General features: G+C 71.5%; 24 protein-coding genes. 4 read left to right on the top strand and 20 right to left on the bottom strand.

Translation table 11 applies throughout. From position 1 onward, the window contains the following. Positions 1–44: 44 nt before the first annotated feature. The 4 genes from ACFYW3_RS02215 to ACFYW3_RS02200 all read right to left on the bottom strand — a co-directional run bounded on the left by ACFYW3_RS02215 (position 45) and on the right by ACFYW3_RS02200 (position 2925). On the bottom strand, positions 45–1724 hold the full coding sequence (locus ACFYW3_RS02215) for a hypothetical protein (RefSeq protein WP_389385274.1): 1680 nt from the start codon (positions 1722–1724) through the stop codon (positions 45–47). A 99-nt stretch (positions 1725–1823) separates the two neighbouring features. Continuing rightward, positions 1824–2204: a PPOX class F420-dependent oxidoreductase gene (locus ACFYW3_RS02210; protein ID WP_389385273.1), complete on the bottom strand. Its 381-nt coding sequence runs from the start codon at positions 2202–2204 to the stop codon at positions 1824–1826. Beyond that, positions 2201–2422, bottom strand: a complete 222-nt coding sequence (locus ACFYW3_RS02205) for a hypothetical protein (protein WP_351760557.1) — start codon at positions 2420–2422, stop codon at positions 2201–2203. The genes ACFYW3_RS02210 and ACFYW3_RS02205 overlap by 4 nt, the downstream gene beginning before the upstream one ends. A 251-nt stretch (positions 2423–2673) precedes the next feature. Then, positions 2674–2925, bottom strand: a complete 252-nt coding sequence (locus ACFYW3_RS02200; protein ID WP_351760555.1) for a helix-turn-helix transcriptional regulator — start codon at positions 2923–2925, stop codon at positions 2674–2676. 64 nt (positions 2926–2989) lie between these two features. On the opposite strand from ACFYW3_RS02200, the gene map reads away from it, so the two are divergent. After that, positions 2990–3757 carry a type I methionyl aminopeptidase gene (map, locus tag ACFYW3_RS02195; RefSeq protein WP_351760552.1) on the top strand — a complete coding sequence of 256 codons (768 nt, stop codon included), beginning with the start codon at positions 2990–2992 and terminating at the stop codon, positions 3755–3757. Positions 3758–3805: 48 nt separating this feature from the next. Here map and ggt read toward each other — a convergent pair whose 3' ends face one another. Further along, a complete protein-coding gene (gene ggt / locus ACFYW3_RS02190) occupies positions 3806–5611 on the bottom strand; it encodes a gamma-glutamyltransferase (protein WP_389385272.1) in 1806 nt (601 codons plus the stop codon). Positions 5612–5724: 113 nt separating this feature from the next. Here ggt and ACFYW3_RS02185 point away from each other — a divergent pair, with 113 nt between their 5' ends. After that, on the top strand, positions 5725–6450 hold the full coding sequence (locus ACFYW3_RS02185; RefSeq protein ID WP_351760548.1) for a hypothetical protein: 726 nt from the start codon (positions 5725–5727) through the stop codon (positions 6448–6450). Here the strand turns inward: ACFYW3_RS02185 and ACFYW3_RS02180 are convergent. The 3 genes from ACFYW3_RS02180 to murJ form a co-directional block, all read right to left on the bottom strand. After that, a complete protein-coding gene (locus ACFYW3_RS02180; RefSeq protein ID WP_389385271.1) occupies positions 6410–7684 on the bottom strand; it encodes a cytochrome P450 in 1275 nt (424 codons plus the stop codon). The genes ACFYW3_RS02185 and ACFYW3_RS02180 overlap by 41 nt on opposite strands. Positions 7685–7925: 241 nt before the next feature. Then, positions 7926–8609 (bottom strand): response regulator transcription factor, encoded by a 684-nt coding sequence (locus tag ACFYW3_RS02175; protein ID WP_351760542.1) that lies wholly within the window; start codon positions 8607–8609, stop codon positions 7926–7928. Between the two features lie 39 nt (positions 8610–8648). Beyond that, entirely contained in the window at positions 8649–10322 is a 1674-nt protein-coding gene (gene murJ, locus ACFYW3_RS02170) for a murein biosynthesis integral membrane protein MurJ (protein ID WP_389385270.1), read from the bottom strand. A gap of 475 nt (positions 10323–10797) precedes the next feature. On the opposite strand from murJ, the gene ACFYW3_RS02165 reads away from it, so the two are divergent. Continuing rightward, positions 10798–12042, top strand: a complete 1245-nt coding sequence (locus ACFYW3_RS02165) for an Ig-like domain-containing protein (protein ID WP_389385269.1) — start codon at positions 10798–10800, stop codon at positions 12040–12042. Positions 12043–12186: 144 nt separating this feature from the next. Continuing rightward, entirely contained in the window at positions 12187–13785 is a 1599-nt protein-coding gene (locus tag ACFYW3_RS02160) for a CocE/NonD family hydrolase (RefSeq protein WP_389385268.1), read from the top strand. Positions 13786–13830: 45 nt separating this feature from the next. Here the strand turns inward: ACFYW3_RS02160 and ACFYW3_RS02155 are convergent, their stop codons facing one another. The 12 genes from ACFYW3_RS02155 to ACFYW3_RS02100 form a co-directional block, all read right to left on the bottom strand. Beyond that, positions 13831–14715, bottom strand: a complete 885-nt coding sequence (locus ACFYW3_RS02155) for an amino acid ABC transporter permease (protein WP_351760534.1) — start codon at positions 14713–14715, stop codon at positions 13831–13833. Continuing rightward, on the bottom strand, positions 14712–15356 hold the full coding sequence (locus tag ACFYW3_RS02150; protein WP_351379135.1) for an amino acid ABC transporter permease: 645 nt from the start codon (positions 15354–15356) through the stop codon (positions 14712–14714). Before ACFYW3_RS02150 ends, ACFYW3_RS02155 begins: the two co-directional genes overlap by 4 nt. Before the next feature lie 19 nt (positions 15357–15375). Next, positions 15376–16296 carry a glutamate ABC transporter substrate-binding protein gene (locus ACFYW3_RS02145; RefSeq protein ID WP_389385267.1) on the bottom strand — a complete coding sequence of 307 codons (921 nt, stop codon included), beginning with the start codon at positions 16294–16296 and terminating at the stop codon, positions 15376–15378. Positions 16297–16307: 11 nt separating this feature from the next. Next, a complete protein-coding gene (locus tag ACFYW3_RS02140; protein ID WP_389385266.1) occupies positions 16308–17051 on the bottom strand; it encodes an amino acid ABC transporter ATP-binding protein in 744 nt (247 codons plus the stop codon). A 107-nt stretch (positions 17052–17158) separates the two neighbouring features. Then, positions 17159–17599 carry a DUF6278 family protein gene (locus ACFYW3_RS02135; RefSeq protein WP_329441319.1) on the bottom strand — a complete coding sequence of 147 codons (441 nt, stop codon included), beginning with the start codon at positions 17597–17599 and terminating at the stop codon, positions 17159–17161. Positions 17600–17650: 51 nt separating this feature from the next. Then, entirely contained in the window at positions 17651–18430 is a 780-nt protein-coding gene (locus tag ACFYW3_RS02130) for an exodeoxyribonuclease III (RefSeq protein ID WP_266969179.1), read from the bottom strand. Between the two features lie 30 nt (positions 18431–18460). Continuing rightward, on the bottom strand, positions 18461–19093 hold the full coding sequence (locus ACFYW3_RS02125) for an MBL fold metallo-hydrolase (protein WP_351760526.1): 633 nt from the start codon (positions 19091–19093) through the stop codon (positions 18461–18463). Positions 19094–19282: 189 nt separating this feature from the next. Beyond that, positions 19283–19873 carry a hypothetical protein gene (locus tag ACFYW3_RS02120; RefSeq protein ID WP_351760523.1) on the bottom strand — a complete coding sequence of 197 codons (591 nt, stop codon included), beginning with the start codon at positions 19871–19873 and terminating at the stop codon, positions 19283–19285. Further along, a complete protein-coding gene (locus tag ACFYW3_RS02115; protein ID WP_351760521.1) occupies positions 19870–21036 on the bottom strand; it encodes an ROK family glucokinase in 1167 nt (388 codons plus the stop codon). The genes ACFYW3_RS02120 and ACFYW3_RS02115 overlap by 4 nt, the downstream gene beginning before the upstream one ends. Continuing rightward, positions 21033–21929 carry an ATP-binding cassette domain-containing protein gene (locus ACFYW3_RS02110; RefSeq protein ID WP_389385265.1) on the bottom strand — a complete coding sequence of 299 codons (897 nt, stop codon included), beginning with the start codon at positions 21927–21929 and terminating at the stop codon, positions 21033–21035. The genes ACFYW3_RS02115 and ACFYW3_RS02110 overlap by 4 nt, the downstream gene beginning before the upstream one ends. After that, positions 21929–22966, bottom strand: a complete 1038-nt coding sequence (locus tag ACFYW3_RS02105; RefSeq protein ID WP_351760515.1) for an ABC transporter permease — start codon at positions 22964–22966, stop codon at positions 21929–21931. The genes ACFYW3_RS02110 and ACFYW3_RS02105 overlap by 1 nt, the downstream gene beginning before the upstream one ends. Further along, positions 22963–23982 carry a sugar ABC transporter substrate-binding protein gene (locus ACFYW3_RS02100; RefSeq protein ID WP_389385264.1) on the bottom strand — a complete coding sequence of 340 codons (1020 nt, stop codon included), beginning with the start codon at positions 23980–23982 and terminating at the stop codon, positions 22963–22965. The genes ACFYW3_RS02105 and ACFYW3_RS02100 overlap by 4 nt, the downstream gene beginning before the upstream one ends. Positions 23983–24018 lie beyond the last annotated feature (36 nt).

Below are 24018 nucleotides of genomic sequence, written 5' to 3'. Positions count from 1 at the left end.
CGGTCATTTCCTGTCATCAGGTGGGCGAACTGGTACTCAAGTGGTTACGGAGTAGCGATACCGGCCACGCGCAGGGCGTGTGTCAGGTCCCGGTGTCGGGTCCCCGGGAGGGCTCCCGCGGCCCGGAGCAGCCGCGGGGCGAACCAGTGCGGATCCCGTCGCGCCAGAGCGGCCGCCTCCTCGGCGGTGCGCAGCCGCACGAAGGCGCCGAGCAGGGCGTCCGCCTCCCGTTCCCGGCCGGCAGCGCCGAGCGCGAGGGCGGCCTCCGCGATCTCGGCGGCGGGTCGGGCCACGCCCTGGCGCAGCAGCGCGTCGCAGTCGGCGTCCCGGCCGGCCACCGCGAGGGCCGCCGCCGCGGCCGCGAGCCGTTCGGGCGGAAGCGAGGCGGCCTCCCAGAGCAGGGTGGCCCAGTCGGCGGCGAGCCCGGCGCGGATCAACGCGGCGGCGAGCCCGGGCAGCAGTTCGGCCGGCCAGGCAGCCGCCTCGCACAGCAGGGCGTGCGCCTCGCCGGTGCGGCCCCGCGCCCGGAGGTCCGCCAGTGCGGCGACGAACACGGCGGTGCGGCGGGGGCCGGGCGGGCGCGGGTCCGGACCGGGCGGCGCGGGCTCCGGGGCCGGGGCGTGGGGGTGTTGCGGTTCCGGGCGGCCGAACCGGGCCCCGCGCGGGGCGGCGGCGGCCGTGCCGTCGGGCGCGCCCGGCGGCGCGGCGTCGGCAGGCGACCGGGGCTCCGCCGCCCCGGCGTACCGGGCGCCGCCCCCGGAGCGCCGGCCACCGCGCAGCCACCGCCCCTCGGCCCGACCGACCGGGGGCGCGTCGGGGGCAGGGCCCGGCGGCGCGGGCGCGTCGGGGGCTCGGCCGTGTCCGGGCGACGGGGCGGGGGCCGGGGCGGAGGCCTGGGCGGGGGCCGGGGCGGCGTACGGATCCCGGACCGCCTCGCCGTACGAACCCCGGGCCGGCGCGCCGTACGGATCGTCGGCCGGGGCGGCGGTCGCCTCCGCGGCCGGGGCTTGGGCCGGGGCTTGGGCCGGGGCTTGGGCCGGGGCTTGGGTCTGACCGGACCGTTCCGGGGCCGGCGCCGGGGCTTGGGCCTGACCGGACCGTTCCGGGGCCGGCGCCGGGGCTTGGGCCTGGGCTTGGGCCTGACCGGACCGTTCCGGGACCGGTGGTTCGGGCGCCGCATCGACGGCCGGGCCGGCCGCCGCCGGGCGCCGCCGCGGCATCCCGGGCAGGGGTTCACCGGCCGCGGCGGCGGACGCGGTGTCCGACCGCGTCCACTCCCGCACCTCGGCCGGGTTCATCGGCAGCGCGGCGAGCCGGGCCGTGAGGTCCTCGTGCCGGCCGGCAGCCCGGGCCACGTCGTCCCGGGTCCAGGCCATCTCCCGCGTCAGCGCGGCCGCCTCCACCGGGTCCGGCGTACCGCCCAGCCGGGCCGTCAGGCTGCGCAGCGCCGCCTCCGAGGCCTCCCGCTGCGCGGCGGCCGCGCGGAGCAGGGCCCGCAGTTCGCCCGCGCCACCCGGAGCCCGGTCCCAGGCCCCGGCCGCGGCCCCGCGCAGCCGGGCCGCGTACTCCACCTCGCCCGCCACGGCCCGGGCATCACCCAGCAGGGACTCCACCACGTCCCACGGGGGGATCGCGGCTCCCTCCAGACAGGCCCGCATCCCGTCGGGGTCCCGGCGCAGGAACTCCCCGTACCAGCCCGCCCCGGGATCCAGTCTCCGCGTCAACCCGCTCAAGTATTCAGCGAGTTGAGCAATCAGCAGCGAAGTCGCCGTCTCCATGGGCGCATTGGATCCCAGCCGTGTTACAGGCGGGCTACGGGAACCTCAAAGCTTGACGGCGATCGCGGTGTGCGGGCGCTTGCCGCGACGCACCACGGCGGCGGGCACGTCCACCAACCAGAACTGCCAGGTGTACTTGCGCATCATCAGCCCGCGCACCCGCTTGAGACCCGCCTCGTCGAGCAGCCGCGCCTCGCCCGGCAGCGCGGGAGCGCCCTCCTCGACACGTCCGCGCACGTCACAGGGGCTGACGGTGACCCGGCCGCTGTTGCGGATGCGCTTGACCTTCCAGGAGTCGCTGCGCGTCCACACGTACAGCTCGCCCCCGTCCACCACCGCCCATACGGGTGTGGCGACGGGGGTGCCGTCCTTACGGAAGGTGGTGAGGCTGACGTACTTGCCCCGGCCGAGCTCCTCAAGGTTCATGCCCCGACCTTAGGGGGTTCCCCGCCGATCGGGCCGGGCCGGGCCGGGAGCGGGTGGTGGCCGGGGACGCCGCCCGGGTGGCGGGAGACCACCTCGCCCGGCTCCCCGCCCTGGGCTCGACCCTCGGGGACGGCGCAGGCCGCGAGCAGCAGACCGCTCGCGAGGACGCCGCCGAGCAGTCCGAATCCGAGTCGCTTCGATGCGTTCGTGGCTGACACGCCTTCACGCTTGCCCCGCGCTCCGCGGACCCCACCACCGGTTGGGCCGTTCGGCCGACCGCCCCGCTCGAACGACAGGCCGGCGGGGCCGATCAGGCGTACCCTCGCCGCCCCTTCGGCGCACGCCGGCACCCGCCCGTGTCGCCCCTTCGACGCGCGCCGGCACCCGCCCGTCCGACACGTCGGCCGTCCCGACGGAGGCGGCCGGACGGCACGGGCTCAGGCGGGCACAGGCTCAGGCGGGGACGGACTCAGGCGGGGACGAAGGCGCAGCGCCGCATCACGTCGTCGAGGGAGAGACCGAGGGCGCCGGCGAGGGCCGCCACGGTGAAGAAGGCGGGCGTCGGTGCGCGGCCCGTCTCGATCTTGCGGAGCGTCTCGGCTGAGAGTCCCGCGCTCGCGGCGATCTCGACCATGCTGCGCGGACCTCGCGCCTCGCGGAGCAGCGCGCCCAGCCGCTCGCCGCGCTCGCGCTCTTCGGGGGTGAGGGGGGTTCGGACCATGCGGCCATCCTACCCCGGGACCCAATTTTCATCCCGTTAAAGTTATACCGGTATAGTTATTGGCATGGTGAAACTGAAGACGGACCGAGACATCGAGGACATGCGGGCTCCCGGCCGGGTCGTGGGGCGGGCCCTGGCGGCGGCGCGGGAGGCGGCCGACGTGGGGGTCTCCCTGCTGGAGCTGGACGCGGTGGCCCGCGAGGTGCTGAGGGAGGCCGGTGCGACCTCCCCCTTCCTGGGGTACCGACCGCAGTTCGCGCCCGTGCCCTTCCCGGCGGTGCTGTGCGTCTCGGTCAACGACGCGATCGTGCACGGCGTCCCGACCGGATACCGGCTGCGCGACGGGGACCTGGTCAGCGTCGACTTCGGCGCGAAGCTGGGCGGCTGGGCCGGCGACGCCGCCGTGAGCTTCACGGTCGGCCGGGGCCGCCCGGCGGACCTGCGACTGATCGAGACCGCCGAGGCCGCCTTGGCCGCGGGCATCGCCGCCGCCGTGCCCGGCAACAGGATCGGCGACATCGCCCATGCCGTCGGCACGGTCTGCCGCGGCGCCGGGTACGGCATACCGGACGGGTTCGGCGGGCACGGCATCGGCCGCTCCATGCACGAGGACCCCGGCGTGCCGAACGAGGGTCCCGCCGGGCGCGGCATGAGGCTGCGCGCCGGCATGGTCCTCGCGATCGAACCGATGGTGATCGCCGGAGGCACCGACGACTACACCTGCGACGCCGACGGCTGGACCCTGCGGACCGTGGACGGCAGCCGCGCCGCGCACGCGGAGCACACGGTCGCGATCACCGCCGACGGCCCCAGGATCCTCACCACCCCGTGACCGTGCCGGGCCGGCCTTCTCGGCCCGGCACGATCCGAGGGAGACGACTTACGGGCGGCCGTGCGGGTTGACCACCATCGCCGAGCCGCCGCCGCGCCTGCTGGTCTCGGCCGCGGCCAGCCAGCGGCCGTCCGGCAGCCGCTGTACGCCGGTGGCGGCGCCGATCTCCGGGTTCTGCCGGAACCCCTGGCCGATCGCCTCCAGTTCGGCGCGCACCGGACTGTTCCACAGGCCCGGTTCCAGCTCGGTCGTCGTCTGGTTGCGCTGACTGGCCCGCGGCGCCGCGATGGCGTCGACCAGCGGCAGGCCCCGGTCCAGGTGTCCGAGCAGGGTCTGCAGCACGGTCGTGATGATGGTGGCGCCGCCCGGGGAGCCCACGGCCAGCACCGGGCGGCCGTGCTCCAACACGATGGTCGGCGCCATCGACGAACGCGGTCGCTTGCCGGGGCCGGGAAGGTTCGGGTCGGGTACGCCGGGGGCGGCCGGGGCGAAGGAGAAGTCGGTCAGCTCGTTGTTGAGCAGGAAGCCTCGGCCCGGGACGGTGATCCCGCTGCCGCCGGTGGACTCGATGGTCAGCGTGTACGACACCACGTTGCCCCAGCGGTCGGCGACCGTCAGGTGCGTGGTGTTCTCCCCTTCGTACGTGGTCGGGGCGGCCTTGCCCGTGGTGGCGCAGGGCACCGGCCTGCGCGGGTCGCCGGGGGCCAGCGGGCTGGTCAGCGTCTGTCCGGGCTTGACGAGGCAGGCGCGGCTGTCGGCGAACCGCTGCGAGAGCAGCTCCCGCGTGGGCACGTCCTCGGCGGCCGGGTCGCCGACCCAGCGGCCCCGGTCCGCGAAGGAGATCCGGGAGGCCTCGATGAACCGGTGCAGGTACTGCGCCTCGGAGAGCGAGCCCAGGTCGGTGCGCTCCAGGATGTTGAGCGCCTCGCCGACGGTGGTGCCGCCCGAGGAGGACGGGGCCATGCTGTAGACGTCCAGGCCCCGGTAGCCCACCCGGGTCGGGGCCTGCCGCTTGGTGGCGTACGCGCGCAGGTCGCCTGTGGTCAGATCGCCGGGGCGGACCACGCGGGTGGCGGCGGGATCCACCGGGGGCTTGCGGACGGCCCGCACGATGTCCTCGGCGATCGGGCCCCGGTAGAGCGCCCCGGTGCCCTTGCGTCCGAGTTCGGCGTAGGTGGCGGCGAGGTCCGGGTTCTTGAAGGTGGAGCCGACCACCGGCAGGGATCCGCCGGGCAGGAAGAGCTTCGCGGTGGCCGGGAAGTCCTTGAAGCGGTCCTGGTTGAGTTCGGTCTGGGACCGGAAGGTGGCGTCCACGACGAATCCGTCGCGGGCCAACTTCTCCGCCGGGCGCAGCAGTTGACCCAGGGGCCGCGAACCCCAGGCGTCGAGGGCGCTCTTCCAGGTCGCCGGGGTGCCGGGGACGCCGACTCCGCGCCCGCTGGTCTGGCCCTCGGCGAAGGGGATGGGGACGCCGTTCTCCTGGAACAGGCCGGCGTCCGCCGTCGCCGGGGCGGTCTCGCGACCGTCGATGGTGTGCACGCGGCGGGTCTTGGCGTCGTAGTACACGAGGTACCCGCCGCCGCCGATCCCGGCGGAGTACGGCTCGGTGACGCCGAGTGCGGCGGCGGTGGCGACCGCCGCGTCCACCGCGTTGCCGCCGGAGCGCAGGACGGCGATGCCGGCGGCGCTGGCGTCGGCGTCGACGCTGGCCACCGCACCTCCGTGGCCGACGGCCACCGGGACCTTCGCGGGGGCACCGCCGATCGGCACCGACGGCGGCGCCGCCGCCCCGGTGGACACCAGCGCTCCGACGAGGGCGACCAGCGCCCATTGACGTGCGGCGGGACGACGCATCCGTACCTCCAGTCGACGGCCTGTCAGACCCCGTGCCACAGGCCCAGGCCGGCACTCTAACTTCACCGCACCCCCCGCGTCAGGACGGCCTCGCGCGGGTTAACATCCGCGCCATGAACGACGACGTGCGCAACATCGTGCTCGGCGTGGTGGCCACGGCCATCAGCGGCGGCTTCGGCTGGTTCGCCCGTACCTACCTGTGGCGCCGCACGCTCCGCCGCAAGCAGGCCTTCTTCGGGCTGCCGTCCGGCTCGGACTGTCTGTTCGTGGTCAACCGGCAGATGGGCGGCACGGAGGGGTCGGTGCACCGCAACGACGCCTTCGCGCTGCTGGAGATATCCGCCCTGATCAAGGACTGCGGCGCGAACCTTCAGATCGTCTCCCAGGACACGGTCCGCCAAGGCTTCGGCGAGCGCGCCGAGTTCTGTGTCGGCGGTCCCGTCTCCAACGCGCGGACGGCCGCCCACCTGGGGTCGATGCTGCCGGGCATCCGGGTGGACGTCAGCACGGCGGCGGGTCCCGACCGGGGCGCCATCATCGTCGGCGAGGAGACGTACCGCTGGAACAAGGGCTTGGTGGACCACGTGGTGCTGGCCCGGCTGACGACGGGACCCGGGAGCAGGCCCGTGTTCCTGATCTCCGGGCAGACCGCGATCAGCAACCAGGCGGGCGCCCGCTATCTGGCGCGCAACCACCGTGAGTTGGCCCGCAAGTACGGTGACGACTCCTTCTGCGTCGTGCTCAAGGTGGTCAACTCCGACGCCTACGGACCGGACGTGGCCGAGCTGTTGGCCGATGTCACCCGGTCGGCCCGGACACCCGCATCGGCAGCCGCGTGATCCCGTTGATGAAGTTCGAGACCAGCCGGCGCGGCGGGCCGGCCGATTCGGGCGGGGGCATCAGTGTGCGCCACTCCTCGTAGAGGATGCGCAGTTGGAGCCGGGCGAAGTGGGCTCCCAGGCAGACGTGTGGTCCGTCGCCGAAGGAGACGTGCGGGTTGTGCGCGCGGCCGAGGTCGAGTCGGTCGGGTGCGGTGAAGACCCGCTCGTCGTGGTTGGCGGAGGCGTGGAAGACCACCACCTTGTCTCCGGCGCGGATCCGCTGCCCGCCGAGTTCGGTGTCCACGGAGGCGGTGCGGCGGAAGCTGAGCACGGGCGGGTGGACGCGCAGGAGTTCGTCCACGGCCCGGTGCATGGGTACCTCCCCCGCGGCGAGCCGTCGATAGCCGTCCGGGTCGCGTGCGAGGGCGAGCAGGCCGCCGGGCGCGGCGCTGCGTACGGTGTCGTTGCCCGCGACGGTCAACAGGAAGAAGAACATCTCCAGTTCGGCGGGCTCCAGTTCGGCTTCCGCGAGGGCGGTCATCACGTCGTCGCCGGGACGCGCCCGCTTGTGGGCGGCCAGTTCGCGGGCGTATCCGAACATCTCGCCCAGCAGCGCCGGGGAGCGGGGGTTGAGGGGTTTCCCGTCCGGGCCGAGCAACGGTTCGGGGGCGTCGTCGGGGTCCTGGTAGCCGATGACCCGTACGGTCCACTCCAGGAGCAGGCCGCGGTCGGCGGCCGGGATGCCCATCAGGTCGGTCAGGTTGAGCAGCGCGTACTCGTCCGTCACCGCGGACACCAGGTCGGTGGCCCCGTCCTCGGCGCCTTCGCGGGCGGCGCGCAGCAGCGCCCGGGCCCGCTCGCGCACCCGGCCCGCGAAGGCGTCGACGCGGGCGGGGGTGAAGGCGCGGGCGACGAGCCGCCGCAGCCGGCCGTGCCCGGGAGGGTCCTGGTTGAGCATGGTGCGGCGCAGGAAGGGCAGGTCGGCGGGGTCGGGGTCGCGGATCTGGGTGGCGCCGAGCCACGAGGAGTACGTGCTGTGCTCCCGCAGGACCCGTACGACGTCGGCGTGTCGGGTGACGGCCCAGAAGCCGGGGCCCGCGGACCAGCCGAGGACCTCCGGTTCGGCCTGCCGGGCGACGGGGTGCCGGTCGCGGAGCAGCCGGTAGCGCGTGTACGGGATGCCTTCGGCGTACAGGCGGGGGTCGAAGACGTCGGGGACGTCCGTGTCGCCGTGCGTGGGGGCGGGAGCCATGGGATCACGGTGCCGGTCGGGGCGCGCGCCCCGCAAGAGGACGGAACGCGACGGCCCGACACGATCCGAGGGACGGTCTGGGCCGTCTCTTTCGGATCTTGCCGGTCAGGCCCGCGTCGTCAGGTGCCGTGCATCGCAAGGCGGAGAGGCTCCCGAGTACTGGACGTCCTCGGGTGCCTCGACAACGCGGCGAGGTGCGGTGCCGGGCGGCGCGGGTCAGGCAAGATCCGGAAGAGACGGCCTAGAGGGGGCCGAAGCGGTAGCCGAAGCCGCGCACGGTCTGAATGTAGCGAGGGGCGGCGTCCGGGTCCTCGATCTTGTGGCGCAGGCGTCGGACGCAGGCGTCGACGAGGCGGGCGTCACCGTGGTAGCTGTGCTCCCACACGTACTCCAGCAGTTGCCGGCGGGAGAAGACCTGCGCGGGGGCGGCCGACAGGTGCAGCAGCAGTTTGAGTTCGCTGGGGGCCAGCGGGACGTGCGTGCCGTTCTTCGTGACGGTCAGACCGGCGCGGTCCACGGCGAGCTCACCGTGCGGCTCGATCCCGGAGCGGCCGTCGGTCGGGGCGACCAGGCGCCGCAACACGGCCCTGACTCGGGCCTCGATGATCTCGGTGCGGACGGGTTTGACGACGTAGTCGTCGGCGCCCGCCTCCAGGCCGACAACGATGTCGAAGTCGTCGCCGCGTGCGGTGAGCATGATGACGGGGACCTGGCTGGTCTCACGGATGCGGCGGCATACCTGGACGCCGTTGATGCCCGGCAGCATGAGGTCGAGCAGCACCAGCTCGGGTCGGAAGACGGCCATCAGGGCCAGGCCTTCCTCCCCGGTCTCGGCGGTGCTCACCTCGTGACCTCTGCGGCGCAGGCCGAGGGCGACCCCTTCCCTGATGGAAGGGTCGTCCTCGATCAGCAGTACGCGTGGCATCCGGTCAGTATCCAGTGTGGTTCGGGTGCCTTCCTCCCCCTACCGGCCCGTCTTCCGGCGGAGGGATTCGAGCAGGTCGGTGATCTCCGTCAGGCGCAGCGGCCCTGCGAGGAGGATGACGACCAGGGCGATCGTCGCGGTTCCCGCTCCGGCCGCGGCGAATCTGCCGAACGCGTCACACGCCAGGGCCGCCCCGTATCCGGCGACCGCCGCCGGCACGCAGGCCAGGAGCAGCCGCAGGTGGGTACGGAGCGCCGTGGTCCGGGCCCCGGCGGGGGTCTTGGGGCGCGGGCCCAGCCGGCGGGCGAGGGCGTACGCGGTGACCGCGGCGCCCGCCAGGTAGGCGAGGGAGGTGGCGCCGGCGATGCCGGTGACGACCCAGCGCGGCGGGAGCAGGGCGTGGGCGGTGTAGGCCAGCGACGCGGTGAGCACGACGATGACCAGGTTCAGGAAGAACGGGGTCCGGGTGTCGGAGAGCGCGTAGAAGCCGCGGGCGAGCACGTACTGGGCCGAGAAGGCGACCAGGCCGGGTGCGAAGGCGATGAGGATGCCGGCGATGACCTCGCTGTCGGCGGGCCCCACCTTCCCGTACTGGAGCACGCTCGCGGTCACCCAGGGCGCGAGGGCGGCGAAGATCGCGGCGGCGGGCACGACGAGGGCGGCGCTGGAGCGCAGTGCGTACGAGACGTCGCGGCGGACGGCGGCGTGGTCCCCGTCGGCGGCCGAGGCGCTCATCCGCGGCATCAGGGCGGTGACCAGCGAGACGGTGACGATGCCCTGCGGAACCACCCACAGCTGGTAGGCGTTGCTGTAGGCGACGTAGCCGGCGCCGCCCGCGACCCCGGAGTCGTCGGCCAGTTGGCCGGCGGTGGTGGAGAGCAGGGTGACGACCCAGTAGGCGAACTGGTTGGTGAGGACCAGGGCGACGAGCCAGCCCGCGTTGCGCAGCGGGCGGGTGAGGCCGCTGCCGCGCCAGTCGAAGCGGGGGCGCCAGCGGAAGCCGGCCGCGCGCAGCGACGGGATCAGGGCGAGTGCCTGGACGACGATGCCGGCGGTGGTGCCGATGCCGAGCAGTCGGGTCTCGGAGGCGCTCAGCACCTCGTCCCCGCCGACGGACACGTACAGGTGGAAACCGAAGACGGCGATGAGGACGAGGTTGTTGAGGATCGGGGTCCACATCATCGCCCCGAACCGGCCCCGGGCGTTCAGCACCTGCCCGAGCAGGGTGAACAGCCCGTAGAAGAGGATCTGCGGGAGGCAGAACCGGGCCAGGGCCACGATGGTGTCCAGTTGGGCGGCGCTGTAGCCGTCGGGCGCGTAGGCCCGGACGATCCACGGCGTGGCGAGCACCGCGGCGGCCGTGAGCACGAGGAGCGCGAGGACGCAGACGGTCAGCAGTCGGTCCGTGTAGGCGACGCCGCCGTCCTCGTGGCGTTTGGCCGCCTTGATCAGCTCGGGTACGAAGACGGCGTTGAGGGCGCCGCCGATCAGCAGGATGTACACGATGTTGGGGATGGTGTTGGCGACGGCGTAGCCGTCACCGAGGAAGTGGGTCCCGAGCGCGGCGACGACCACGGCGGAGCGGACGAAGCCGGTGGCGCGCGAGACGATCGAACCGGCGGCCATCAGCGCGCCGCTGCGCAGCACGGAGCCCTTGGCGGGCGCCGCCGGAGCGCCGTCCGGCGCCGGTCTCGTCTCGGTGGGGGCGGTCACCGGTGGGCACGGGGGGCCGCGAGGGCCCGGTCGCGCGCGATGTTGTCGTGTCCGTTCAAGGGTCTCTCCCGCTTGCCTGGTGCTTCGGCGATCCGACCGGCGGTGAACGCGTGTTCGCCGAGTCCGAGGAGGGAGGGTACCCCGCGGATGTCGTACCCGCCGGATCCGGTGGGAGGGGTGAGGGGGCGCGGGCGCCGCGGGTTCGGCGGGAATCGGACCACCGCGTCGACGTCGGATCGGCCGTCCGCCAGAGCCGGGGTCCCTGACGGGAGGGCCGTAAGTCCTTTCACCCGCGCCCGGAGGACGTCCGTCCATTTCGCGGCGCGGGTCCCGATCGGGAATCGGCGTTCGGTTGCACGATTCACTGCGGCGCATGTCACAGCACCGCGGCCGATCTTTCTGTCGAAATCCGCAACCCGGGGCCCTCGTGCGCACTCTCCCTTTACGAACGATCATTACTTCGGAGGGGTTTCCGTTGAGCCGCACACGCCGAATCGACCCGTCGCGCCGTCACCTCACGCGGGCGCGCGGTCGAACCGCCGCACTGGCCGGCGCCGCCGCGCTGGCGTCCCTCGCACTGACCGCCTGCGGGGGCGGTTCCGGTTCCGCCGGTGCCGGCGACGGCAAGGCGGGGAAGGACGAGAAGGCCACCATGGCGATCTCGGTCAACGCGACGGGCGGCGAGGCGAAGGCCGGCCAACCGGTCACGGTGACCATCGCGGACGGCAGGCTCGCCCGGGTGAAGGTGACGGACGGCAAGGGCGGTGAGCTGGCCGGTCGGATAGCCGCCGACGGCAGGACCTGGACGTCGGAGCGCAACGCGGCCCCGGGGGCCGAGTACCGGGTCGAGGCGCAGAACGCGGAGAGCCAGAGCGCGGAAGCCCGTTTCAAGACGTCCGCGGCCGACAAGGTGAACAAGGTGACGATCAATCCGGGCCGGGTCACCCCGGTCGTGGGTGTGGCGCAGCCCGTCTCGATCGTGTTCGACAACCCGGTGAAGAACAAGGCCGAGGTGGAGAAGCACCTGAAGGTCACCACGTCGAACAACACCGAGGGTTCATGGGGTTGGTTCAAGGACTATTCCGGCAATGACCGAGTGGACTGGCGACCGAAGGAATTCTGGAAGTCCGGCACCGCGGTGAAGGTCGAGATGAACCTGAACGGTGTCGACTCCGGAGCGGGCGGCGGGCTGTTCGCCAAGGACTACTCCACCGAGTTCAAGATCGGCAAGGACCGTCGGGTGAAGGTGGATCTCGACACTCACAAGCTGTCGGTCACCGAGGGCGGCCAGGTCGTGAAGACCATTCCGATCTCGGCCGGCACCCCGGGCGGCCAGAAGGCCTCCTGGTCCGGGACCATGGTGGTGATGGCGAAGGAGGGCACCATCCGGATGGATTCCCAGACGGTGGGCCTGGGCGACTCCTACGACAAGATGGTCGACTACTCGATGCGGTTGACCTGGTCGGGCATGTACGCGCACGCCGCCCCGTGGAACAGCGCGAACTTCGGCAGGGCCAACGCCAGTTCCGGCTGCGTGGGCATGAGCGACGCCAACGCGGCGGCGTTCTACGAGCAGGTGCAGGTCGGCGATCCCTTCGAGGTCGTCGGCAGCGGCTCCAAGGGACGCGCGGACATCGGCAACGGGTACGGCGAGTGGAACCTGTCCTGGGACGAATGGAAGGCCAAGAGCGCGCTGAACGGCGCGCCGCAGAACGGCTGACCACGCGACACCTTCCGATGCGGGCCGGTGCGTTGAACTTCAGTCAATCGTTACCCGTACGTAACTTACTCATGGGTTACCTAGGGTAAGCCCCTCCCGTTACCGTCGGGTCACTTTGACAACGGCGTACGCGAGGAGCGACAGATGGTCCGCACCACCAGCACCGCGGCGGCCGCAGCGACCGTGGCGGCCGTACTCGCGGCAACCGCCCTGGGCCTGACCCCCCACCAGGCCCAGGCGGCCCCCGTCACCGGGCCCACCGCCACCGCCGACGCCTCGTCGGAACTGCGCTTCCACGACATCCCCGGCTCCGGCGGCATCACCCTCAAGGGCAACGTCCTCACCCCCGCGGGCGCCGGGGCCGGCGCGAAGTACCCGCTGATCGTGCTGCCCACCAGTTGGGGCCTGCCGCAGATCGAGTACGTCGCCCAGGCCAAGAAGCTCGCCGACTCCGGTTACGTCGTGGTCAGTTACACCTCCAGGGGCTTCTGGCTCTCCGGCGGCCAGATCGAGACGGCCGGCCCGGCCGACACCGCCGATGTCTCCGCCGTCATCGACTGGGCCCTCGCCAACACCCCGGCCGACGCCGCGCGCGTCGGTCTCGGCGGGGTCTCCTACGGTGCGGGCATCAGCCTGCTCGCCTCGGCCCGCGACCCCCGGATCAAGGCCGTGGTCGCGCTCAGCGGCTGGGCCGACATCGTCGAGTCGATCTACTCCGGCCGCACCCAGCACCGCCAGGCGGCCGGGATGCTCGGCGTCGCCGGGCGGATCACCGGCCGGCCCGGTCCCGAACTCCAGCGGATCCTGGACGACTTCCTCGGCTCCCGACTGGACCGCGAACAGCAGATGATCGACTGGGGCAAGAAGCGCTCCGCCGCCTACGAGGTGGACCGGATCAACACCAACGGCGCCGCGATCATGCTGGGCAACGCCTGGGGGGACACCATCTTCCCGCCCAACCAGTACGCCGACTTCTTCGAGAAGCTGACCGGCCCCAAGCGCCTGGAGTTCCGCCCCGGCGACCACGCCACCGCCGAGGCCACCGGCCTGTTCGGACTGCCCAACGACACCTGGACCAATGCCCGCCGTTGGTTCGACCGCTACCTCAAGGGCGAGCGCAACGGCGTGGACTCCGAGGCCCCGGTGCAGATCAAGTCCCGCAGCACCGACGGGTACGAGGGCTACGCGGACTGGAAGTCGGTCGGCTCGGGCGGGACGCAGCGGCTGGCGCTCTCCGACAGCGAGCACGTGTTCGCCAACGTCGACTCCGGCGCCAACGGCGGCACCCTGTTCCTCTCCAGCATCCTCGACCAGTTCGTCAAGGCGCCCCCGGTCGCCTCCATCCCGCTCCTCCCCCGCGCCTTCGCGGCCGTCTGGCAGTCGGACCGGCACGACGAGGTCCGCAGGGTCCGCGGCACGGTCAAGGTGCACACCACCGTCACGCCCACCAAGGCGGACGGCACCTTCGTCGCGTACCTCTACGACGTCGGCCCGCTCGGCCTCGGCAGGCTGGTCAGCAACGCCCCGTACACCTTCCACGGGAAGACGCCGAACCAGGCCTTCGGGGTGGACCTCGACCTCTTCTCCACCGCCTACGACGTCCCGGCCGGCCATCGGCTCGCCCTGGTCGTGGACACCGTCGACCCGCTCTACATCGAGCACAACCCCACCGGCGCGCAGCTGACCTTCTCCTCGCCGCGCACCGATCCCTCGTACGTCTCGGTGCCGCTGCGCGAGCAGTGACCGCGGCTGCCGCCGGGCGGGTTGGCTCTTCGGGCCGCGGGCGGACTACGTGCGTCCGCCCGGCAGCGCCGTTCCCGGTTCGGCCGGGGCGACGGTGACCGCCTCGGTCTTCGGATTGCGCCGCTGCCGTCGCGCCACCCAGGTGGCGAACCAGGACAGCAGCATGCACATGCCGATGTAGATGGGAGAGATGATCATGACGACCGGGATGAACGGCAGGTCGTAGTCCAGGTTCGAGGCGATCAGCTTGCCCGCGTGCAGGAACTCCTCGTACGTGATCAGGTAGCCCAGCGAGGTGTCCTTCAGGGCCACCACGAGCTGGCTGATGATCGTGGGCAGCATCGCCCGGACCGCCTGCGGGGCCAGGACGAAGGTCATCACCTGGGTCTTGCGCATGCCCAGGGCGTAGGCGGCCTCGCGCTGGCCCTTCTCGACGGAATCGATCCCCGTGCGGAAGACCTCCGCCAACACCGAGCCGTTGTAGAGGGTCAGCCCCGCCACCAGCGCGGGCAGCGGCTGGACCTTCAGCGCGACGAAGATGAAGAAGATCATCACCAGGACGGGCATCGCCCGGAAGAACTCCACGCACAGCGTGGCGAGCCAGCGCACCGGACGGTGGATCGACATCCGCCCGGTGGCCAGCACCGCGCCCAGCGCCAGCGAGAGCACGGAGGCGTACGCGAAGGCCTTGAGGGTGTTTCCGAGCCCCCTGAGCAGCAGTTCCTGGATGCCCTTGTACTCGAAGGGGGTCCACTTGGCGGCGGTGAACTGGTCGGTGTCGAAGAGCAGGTAGAGGATCCAGCCGAGCACCAGCAGGATCAGCGCCGTGGAGATGACCCCGTAGAGGAAGTGCCGGCGCCGGGCCCGAGGACCGGGGATGTCGTAGAGGGCACTGGACTCCAGGTCCCCGTGGAGCGTGTGCGCGGTCATCGGGCGACTCCGAACCGCTTTTCGAGCACGTGGAAGAGAAGGCTGATGGACAGGGTGATGATCAGGTAGCCCACGGCGATCCAGACGAAGGTCCAGATGATGCTGTAGCCCAGCTCGTTGAGGGTCTTGTAGGTGCCCAGCAGCTCGTTGACGCTGAAGGCGCCCGCGATGGCGGAGTTCTTGGCGAGGGCGATCAGCGTGGAACCGATGGGCGGGATGACGGAGCGGAAGGCCTGGGGCAGCACCACCGTGCCGAGGGTCTGGTCGAAGGACATCCCCAGGCTCCGGGCCGCCTCGCCCTGCCCCTTGGGCACCGTGTTGATGCCCGAGCGCAGCACCTCGCAGATGAACGCGGAGGTGTAGCAGCCGAGCGCGAGGATCGCGAAGAGCTGGAAGGGCAGGACGATGCCGAAGCGCGGCAGGCCCAGCAGCACCGCGAAGAACAGCAGGGTGAGCGGGGTGTTGCGCAGCACGGTGACCCAGACCGTGCCGAAGACCCGGAAGGAGCCGACGGGCGCGACCCGGAAGGAGCACATCACGAAGCCCAGGACCAGGGCGAGGAGGGAGGCGTAGAAGGTGAGTTGCAGGGTCCCGAGGAATCCCTTGCCGTAGATCGCGAAGTTCTCGGTGAGTACGTCCATGGAGGTGGCTCCGCTCCTCTCAGCTCGCCGGGTATCGGTCGATGGGTGGTGGCGTCGGGGCGGGCTCGCCGGACAGGCCGAGCGTGGCCTCGTAGGCCTTTTTCCAGTTGCCGTTCTTCTCGTTCTCCGCCAGGGCGTCGTCGAGGGCGAAGCGCAGGGCGTTGTCGCCGCGCGGGACGCCGATCCCGTAGGGCTCCTTGGAGAAGGGCTCGCCGACGACCTTCAGTTCGTCGGGGACCTTGGCGGCGTAGCCGAGGAGGATCGAGTCGTCGGTGGAGACGGCGTCGACCTGGTAGGTGAGCAGGTTGTCCACGCAGACGGAGTAGGTGTCGTAGGAGACCAGCACGGCCTCGGGGTGCTCCTTCTGGAGGCGCTGGTAGGGGGTGGAGCCCGCCGCGGAGCAGACCTTCTTGCCGGCGAGGTCCTCGGGGCCCTTGATGTCCTTCTCGTCCTTGCGCACGAGGAGGGACTGGCCGGCCATGAAGTACGGGCCTGCGAAGCCGACCTGCTTCTTGCGGTTGTCGTTGATCGTGTAGGTGCCGACGTAGTAGTCGATCTGCCCGTTCTGCAGGGCGGTCTCGCGGTTGGCGGAGGCGATCGTCTTGAACTCGATCGTCTTGGGGTCGAAGCCCAGGGAGGCGGACATCATCTTGGCGATCTCGATGTCGAAGCCGGAGTAGCGTCCGCTGGCGGGGTCCTTCTCCCCCATGTACGGCTGGTCCTCCTTGGCGCCGACGACGAGGTGACCGCGCTTCTTGGCCCGCTGCCAGGTCGGGGACTCGGGCAGCTTGAAGTCGGTGGCGACCTTGTAGGTGGGCAGGTCCTCCGGCTGGGGCCCCTTGACGGGTGGGCTGCCGTCCTTGCCGCAGCCGACCGCGGAGGCGAGCAGGGCGAGGGCGAGGAGGACCCCGGGCAGGCGGGATCGACGGGAGAGCTTCACGGGCCGGCCCCTCAGTGCTTGAGGATCTTGGAGAGGAAGTCCCGGGCCCGGTCGCTCTCGGGAGCGGTGAAGAAGTCCTCCGGGGTGCGGTCCTCGATGATCTTTCCGTCGGCCATGAACACCACGCGGTTGGCGGCGGAGCGGGCGAAGCCCATCTCGTGGGTGACCACGACCATGGTCATGCCCTCCGAGGCCAGCTGCTGCATGACCTCCAGCACCTCGTTGATCATCTCCGGGTCGAGCGCCGACGTGGGCTCGTCGAAGAGCAGGGCCTTGGGGCTCATGGCGAGGGCCCGGGCGATGGCCACGCGCTGTTGCTGGCCGCCGGAGAGCTGGGCGGGGTACTTCTCGGCCTGGTCGGCGAGGCCCACCCGGTCCAGCAGCTCGCGTGAGCGCTTGTCGGCCTCTTCCTTCTTGCGCTTCCTGACCTTGACCTGCGCGAGCGAGACGTTGGCGAGGACGCTCTTGTGCGCGAAGAGGTTGAAGGACTGGAAGACCATGCCCACCTCGGCGCGCAGTGCCGCCAGCTCCTTGCCCTCGGCCGGCAGCGGCTTCCCGTCGAGCGTGATCGCTCCCGACTCGATGGTCTCCAGCCGGTTGATGGCCCGACACAGGGTCGATTTGCCGGAACCGGAGGGGCCGATGATCACCACCACCTCCCCGCGGCCGACGGTGAGGTTGATGTCTTGGAGCACGTGCAACTGCCCGAAGTGCTTGTTGACGTCCCGCAGCTCGATCAACGGATCGACGGCCATACGCTGCCCTGCCCACTTGTCGGTGTGTCGAGGTCAGCGCAAACTATCCAGCCGTGGAAGGGCACTTCGCCACGACACGCCTAAATGCCGCATAAAGGCGCCGGAGATCAGCCCTCCGAGGCCTCGGCGTACGCCTGGGACAACTCCGGGGATCCGGTCATCGCCCAGGACACCCCGGACTCGACCACGTTCAGCTCCCGGCCCGAGGCCAGCCGGATCACCGGTTGCCCGTTCGGCCACACCTGCCAGACGGTGCCCGGGATGCTGCGGATGATCACCGTCCCGAGGTAGAAACCGGCGTCGTTGCCCAGCCACGGCACGGCCTCGGGATCCCGTCGCCAGCGTGGCATCAGCTGGTCGAGCGCCTCCAACGAAGCCGGGCTCCCGTCGAGTTCGAGCCCTGCCGAGCGGGCTTGGGCGCGCAGCATCTCGCACTCCGAGAACAACTCGGCGACGCCCTCGGGATCATCCACGAGGGCGGCGGCGAGTCCCGCGCCCTGTTCCTTCTCGTTCCGGTTCAGCCAGTTGTCCAGGAAGGGGATGTTCATGCGAACCAGCCTGGCACCCGGATCCGCCGCCGGCCACAGGGCGCGCAGGAATCAGAGGTCCAGGTCCACCACGACCGGGGCGTGGTCGGACGCGCCCTTCCCCTTGCGCTCCTCGCGGTCCACGTAGGCGTCGGTGACGGCCTTGACGAAGGGGGCGTTCCCGTAGGCCAGGTCGATGCGCATGCCCCTGTTCTTGGGGAAGGCGAGCATCCGGTAGTCCCAGAACGTGTACGGACGGTCGTACTTGAGCGCGCGCGGGAAGACGTCCGAGAGACCGGCCTCGCGCAGCGCCTCCAGGGCGGCGCGCTCGGCGGGGGTGACGTGCGTGAGCCCCGCGAAGACCGCCGGGTCGTACACGTCCTCGTCGGTCGGCGCCACGTTGAAGTCGCCGAGCACCGCGAACGGACGGGGGCCGGCCGCGTCTTCGGCGACGGCGGCGGCCAGGGCGCGGAACCAGTCCAGCTTGTAGCCGTAGTGGTCGTGCTCGACCTCGCGGCCGTTCGGCACGTAGACCGACCAGACGCGCACCCCGCCGCAGGTGGCGGAGATGGCGCGGGGCTCCTGGACGCCCTCGTAGTCGGGCCCGCCCGGCAGGCCCGTCACCACGTCGTCGAGGCCCACCTTGGAGAGCAGGGCCACGCCGTTCCACCGGCCGGTGGCGTTGACCGCGGCCTCGTATCCCGCCTCGCGGAGCTCCGCGTGCGGGAACTGCTCGGCGGAGCACTTGGTCTCCTGGACGCACAGGACGTCCGTGCCGGAGGACTCCAACCAGGCCAGCAGGCGCGGCAGCCGGGCGGTGATCGAATTGACGTTGTACGTGGCGATACGCATGCCACCCAACCTACCGCCCGGCACCGACGGTCACAGGTCCGTGGCCTCCCCGGCGGTGAGCCTGCCGTGGTCGGTGCCGCCCAGGTTGTCCAGGGCCAGGTCGTAGATCGGCCGGGCCAGGTCCGCGAGGTAGGCGTCGTGGATGTCGATGGCGCGCCGGGGCTTGACCTCGCGGAGGTAGTCGATCACCTCGGAGACCTTGTTCCAGGGCGCGTGCACCGGGAGCATCAGGGTGTCCACGGGGGTCTCGGGCACGGTCAGCGCGTCGCCGGGGTGGAAGAGCGAACCGTCGACCAGGAATCCGACATTGGTGACCCGGGGGATGTCCGGGTGGATCACGGCGTGCAGCTCGCCGTGGACCCGCACCTCGAATCCGCCCGCGGTGAAGGCGTCCCCGTGCCCCACCGTGTGCACCCGGCCGGGGTGGGCCGGCGCCAGCTTCTCGGCGACGCTGCGCAGGGTCCACAGCTCGGCGGCGGGGTTCGCGTCGAGGGCGGCGCGCAGCCGGCCCTCCTCGAAGTGGTCGGGGTGCTCGTGCGTGACCAGCAGGACGTCGGCCCCCAGGCCGGCGTCGGGTTCGCTGAAGGCGCCCGGGTCGATGACGAGCACGCGCCCGTCCTTCTCCAACTGGACGCAGGAGTGGAGCCGCTTGGTGAGCTTCATGATCCCCAGGCTAGTGCTGTGGCCGGGAATTTGCCGGGTCGCGGTGTCCGGTGCGGTGCATCGCAAGGCGGAGGACTGCCTCTTGTACTGGACGTACTCGGGCCGTCCGACAACGCGGCGAGGTGCGGTGCCGGGCGGCGCGGGTCAGGCAAGATCCGAAAGAGACGGCCTGGCGGCGCGCGGACCCGGCTACGGGATGGCGGTGGAGACCACGTACACCCTGGGGACCGCGGGGTCGCTCAGGTCGACGGTGATGTCCCTGGTGGGGCGGGGTTCCTTGGCGTCCAGGGTGATGCCGAACCACGAATGGTCCGGTTGCCAGTTCCAGCCGGCGATCCGGGCGTCGTGATCGGAGATCGACACCCCCCGGGTCAGCGCCTCCCGACGGGTGCCCGCGTCGGCCAGGAAGGTGTCCAACTGCTCGGGGGTGAGGGCGAACTCGGTGTAGAGCCGGCTGGTGTGCCAGTTGTTGGTCTCCAGGTACCCCACGGCCGAGGCCTGATCGGGGATCGGCACCTCGTAGATGCTGCGCTGCACCTTGGAGGGCCATGCGGGGCGCACGTGGACCGCGCCGACCTTGGCGGCCTTGTCGCGGCCGCTCTGGCGGCTCTGCTGGGCGGAGACGGCGAGGTAGCCCGCGGGGACCCCGATCAGCAGCACGATGATGATCGCGGTGATCCAGCGGCGCCGGACCACGTGTCGGCGGTCCTCGGCCGGGGGGCGGGGTCTGCCTTCCGCGTCGGGAGCGGGAGCCTGGTGGGGCAGGGTGGGCGGGGTCACTGCTGTTCCTGCTCCCGGTCCTTGGCGCCGCCGAGGTCTCGGCGGCCCAACTGGGCGTAGCGCTCGTACCGCTCCACGCGGCGACGGGTGGCGCGGCGGAAGCGTCGGGCGACGAGTCGGGCGAGGTCGGCGGCGCCGACCATGCCGGCCTCCGGGCCGAGTTGGGCCTTCGCGATCCGGGCCTCGGGGCGGTAGCCGCGGCCGGTGAGGTGGCGCCGGAAGGCGTCCCGGGCGGGTCCGATGAGCAGGTCGTCGGCGGCGCTGACGCCGCCGCCGATGACGAAGCAGGAGGGGTCGAGGGCGGCGGCGAGGTTGGCGATGCCGACGCCCAGCCACTGGCCGATGTCCTGGAGGAGCTCGATGCACATGGCATCGCCCTCGCGGGCCAGCTCGGTGATGAGCGGGCCGGTGATCTCGTGGACGTTGCCGCCGACCTTGGCGATGATGTTGTAGGCGACCGGGGAGTCGGCCGCGGCCAGCTCGCGCGCCTCGCGGACCAGGGCGTTGCCGGAGCTGTACTGCTCCCAGCAGCCGCGGTTGCCGCAGGGACAGCGGTGGCCGCCGGGAACGACCTGCATGTGCCCGAACTCGCCGGCCACCCCGTAGCGGCCGCGCTTGACCTGGCCGCCTTCGAGGATGGCGCCGCCGATGCCGGTGCCCAGCGTGATCATGACGAGGTGGTCCTCGCCGCGTCCGGCACCGAAGCGCCACTCGGCCCAGGCCGCGGTGTTGGCATCGTTGTCGACCATGACGGGGACCGCGAGCCGGGACTGGAGGGCGTCGCGCAGCGGCTCGTCGCGCCAGGCGAGGTGCGGGGCGAACAGGACGCGGGAGCGGTCGGCGTCCACCCAGCCGGCCGCGCCGATGCCCACCGCGTGCACGTCGTGGCGGTCGGAGAGGTCCAGGACCAGTTCGACGATGGTGTCCTCGACGACCTTGGGGCTCTTGGACTTGTCGGGGGTCTCGGCGCGGATCTTCTCCAGGATGACCCCGTCCGCGTCCACCACCCCGGCCATGACCTTGGTGCCGCCGATGTCGATGCCGACGGTGGGGACCCGGGGGGCGGTCAGCAGTGACCGGCGCTCACGGGTCCCGACGGTCCGCAGGACGGTGCCCCGCGCCGACCCCCGGTGGGCGAGCGAGAAGTCCCGGTACGTGCTCATCGAGTCGTGTCGTCCTTGGTGGTCCGCGGGGTGGGGGGAGCCGGGTCGGCTGTGTCGGACGGCGGCCCGTCCGCTCCCGATTCTGCCACTCGCTCCAGTTCGTGGCTCAGTTCGTCGAGCTCGGACCCGCCCGCCATCTGTCGGGTGAGCTCGTCGAGGGTGATCGAGTCGCGGGTGTGGCTGCCCGCCATGGTGCCCCGCTTGAGGAGCACGAAACGGTCGCCGACCAGGTACGCGTGGTGCGGGTTGTGCGTGATCAACACCACCCCGAGGCCCGCGTCGCGGGCGGCGGCCACGTACTTCAGGACCACGCCGGACTGCTTGACTCCGAGGGCCGCGGTGGGCTCGTCCAGGACGAGGACCTTCGCTCCGAAGTACACGGCCCGGGCGATGGCCACGCACTGGCGCTCGCCGCCGGACAGGGTGCCGATGGGCTGGTCCACGTCCCGCAGGTCGATGCCCATCCGGAGCAGCTCGGCCCGGGTGGTCGCGCGCATGAGGTCCACGTCGAGGCGGCGGAAGGGGCCCCGGCCCCTGGTGGGCTCGGAACCGAGGAAGAAGTTCCGCCAGACCGGCATCAGCGGGACCACGGCGAGGTCCTGGTAGACGGTGGCGATGCCGTGGTCGAGGGCCGCGCGCGGGTTGGCCAGCACGGTCTCCTGGCCCTCGATCTCGAAGGTGCCGGCGTCGTGCCGGTGCAGCCCCGCGATGATCTTGATGAGGGTGGACTTGCCGGCGCCGTTGTCGCCGAGGACACAGGTGATCTCGCCGGCGGAGACCTCCAGGGAGACCCCCTGGAGGGCCTTGATGTTGCCGTAGAACTTGCTGACCTCGGTCAGCCTGACGAGGGCGGTCGCGCCGTCGTGCACGGCCTTGGTCGGGGTGTCGGTCATCACTTCGCCTCCGCCCGCTTGCGGACCCATGCGTTGAGCAGTGTGGCGAGCAGCAGCATCGCGCCGAGGAAGAACTTGAACCAGTCGGGGTTCCACTGGGCGTACACGATGCCGTTGCTGGTCATGCCGAAGATGAAGGCGCCGACCGCCGAGCCGATGGCCGAGCCGTAGCCGCCCGTCATCAGACAGCCTCCGATGACGGCCGCGATGATGTAGAGGAACTCGTTGCCGACGCCCTCGCCGGACTGCACCACGTCGAACGAGAAGAGGATGTGCTGCCCGGAGATCCAGGCGCAGAGCGCGACACCCATGTAGAGCCCGATGCGGGTCTTCACGACGGGTACGCCGGTCGCGCGGGCCGCGTCGGCCCCGCCGCCCACCGCGAAGATCCAGTTCCCGGCTCGGGTGCGCAGCAGGATCCAGGTCGCGACGGCGACCAGGGCGAACCACCACAGGATGGTGACCTTGAGGGTGACCGATCCGATGGTCCACTGCGAGGCGAACAGGGCCCTCGCGGAGGAGAAGCCCTCCATGTCGGCGATGCTCTTGGTGGAGACGGAGCCGCTGATGAGCTTGGTGAAGCCGAGGTTCAGGCCGGTCAGCATCAGGAAGGTGCCGAGCGTGATGATGAAGCTCGGCAGCTTGGTGCGGGTCAGCATGAACCCGTTGAAGAAGCCGATGGCCAGGGTGACCAGCAGGGAGACCAGGACGCCGACCCAGACGTTCGCGGTCATCTGGTAGCTGAACATCGAGCTGACGAGCGCCGAGGTGGTGACCATGACGCCGGCCGACAGGTCGAACTCGCCGCCGATCATCAACAGGGCCACCGGCACCGCCATGATCCCGATGGTGGAGGCCGAGTACAGGACGGTGCTGAGGCTGGAGGCGCGCAGGAAGCTGTCGGCGGCGAAGGAGAAGAACACGAAGACGGCGACCGCGCCGACGACCGCGCCCAGCTCGGGGCGGGCCAGCAGACGGCGCACGAGCGAGGTGGGGGCCAGCCGCTCGTCGACCGTCGCACCGGCGGTCGCGCTCATCGGCTGCCCCGCTTGATGTACTTCTCCAGCTCGGCGGCCTGGGCGCCGGTGACGATCGCCGGTCCGGTGAGGACCGGGCGGCCACCGCCGAGGACGTTCGCGTTGTAGAGGTTGAGCCAGAGCAGGTCGACGGCCTCGTACCCCTGGAGGTAGGGCTGCTGGTCGACGGCGAAGCCGAGGGCGCCCGACTTGAGGTCCCTGGCCACTGACTCATTGAGGTCGAAGGTGTCCACCTCGGCCTTGCTGCCCGCCGCGTCCTTGGCCTTGACGGCGGTGGCGGCGAAGGGCGCGCCGAGGGTGACGATCGCGTCGACGGACGGGTCCGCTTGGAGCTTCGCCTGGAGGGACGACTGCACGGAGGGCATGTTGGTGCCCTCGACGTAGAGGTTCTCCATGACCCCGCCGGACTCGCCGAAGGACTTCTTCGCCCCGGCGCAGCGCTGCTCGTGGCCGACGTTGCCCTGTTCGTGCAGGACGCAGACGGCCTTCTTCTTCCCGCGCTTGGCCAGCTCGGTGCCGACCGCCTCGCCGGCGATCTCCTCGTCCTGGCCGATGTGGGTCAGGGCCCCGTACTCGGCGGACTGGGCGGATCCGGAGTTGACCGTGACGACCGGGATGCCGGCCTTGACGGCCTTGGCGACGACGTCCTTGAGGGCGTCGGGCTTGGCCAGGCTCACGATGATGCCGTCGACCTTCTGGTCGATGGCGTTCTGCACGAACTGGGCCTGCTGTTGAGCCTGGTCGTCGTGGGCGTAGACGAACTTGATGTTGTCCTTCGCCGCGGCCTCCTTGGCACCCTTCTGCACGATGTCCCAGAAGGTGTCGCCGTCCCCGGCGTGGGTGACCATCGCGAAGGTCCAGCGCGGGGTGGACACGGCGGGCCGGCCGGCCTCGGCGGCCTTCGCCCGCTCCTCGGCTCGTTTGCCACCCGTACTGCTGCACCCCGCGAGGGAGGCACCCAGTACCGCCGCGAGCACGACGCCCACGACGCCCACCCCTGTCCGAACCCTAGCCACGTCGCCGCGCCCTTCCTTTGTCCTGCACTTCTCGGA

The sequence above is a fragment of the Streptomyces sp. NPDC002602 genome (genome assembly GCF_042889445.1).
Taxonomy (GTDB): domain Bacteria; phylum Actinomycetota; class Actinomycetes; order Streptomycetales; family Streptomycetaceae; genus Streptomyces.
This window is presented reverse-complemented; position numbering and strand designations above follow the sequence as displayed.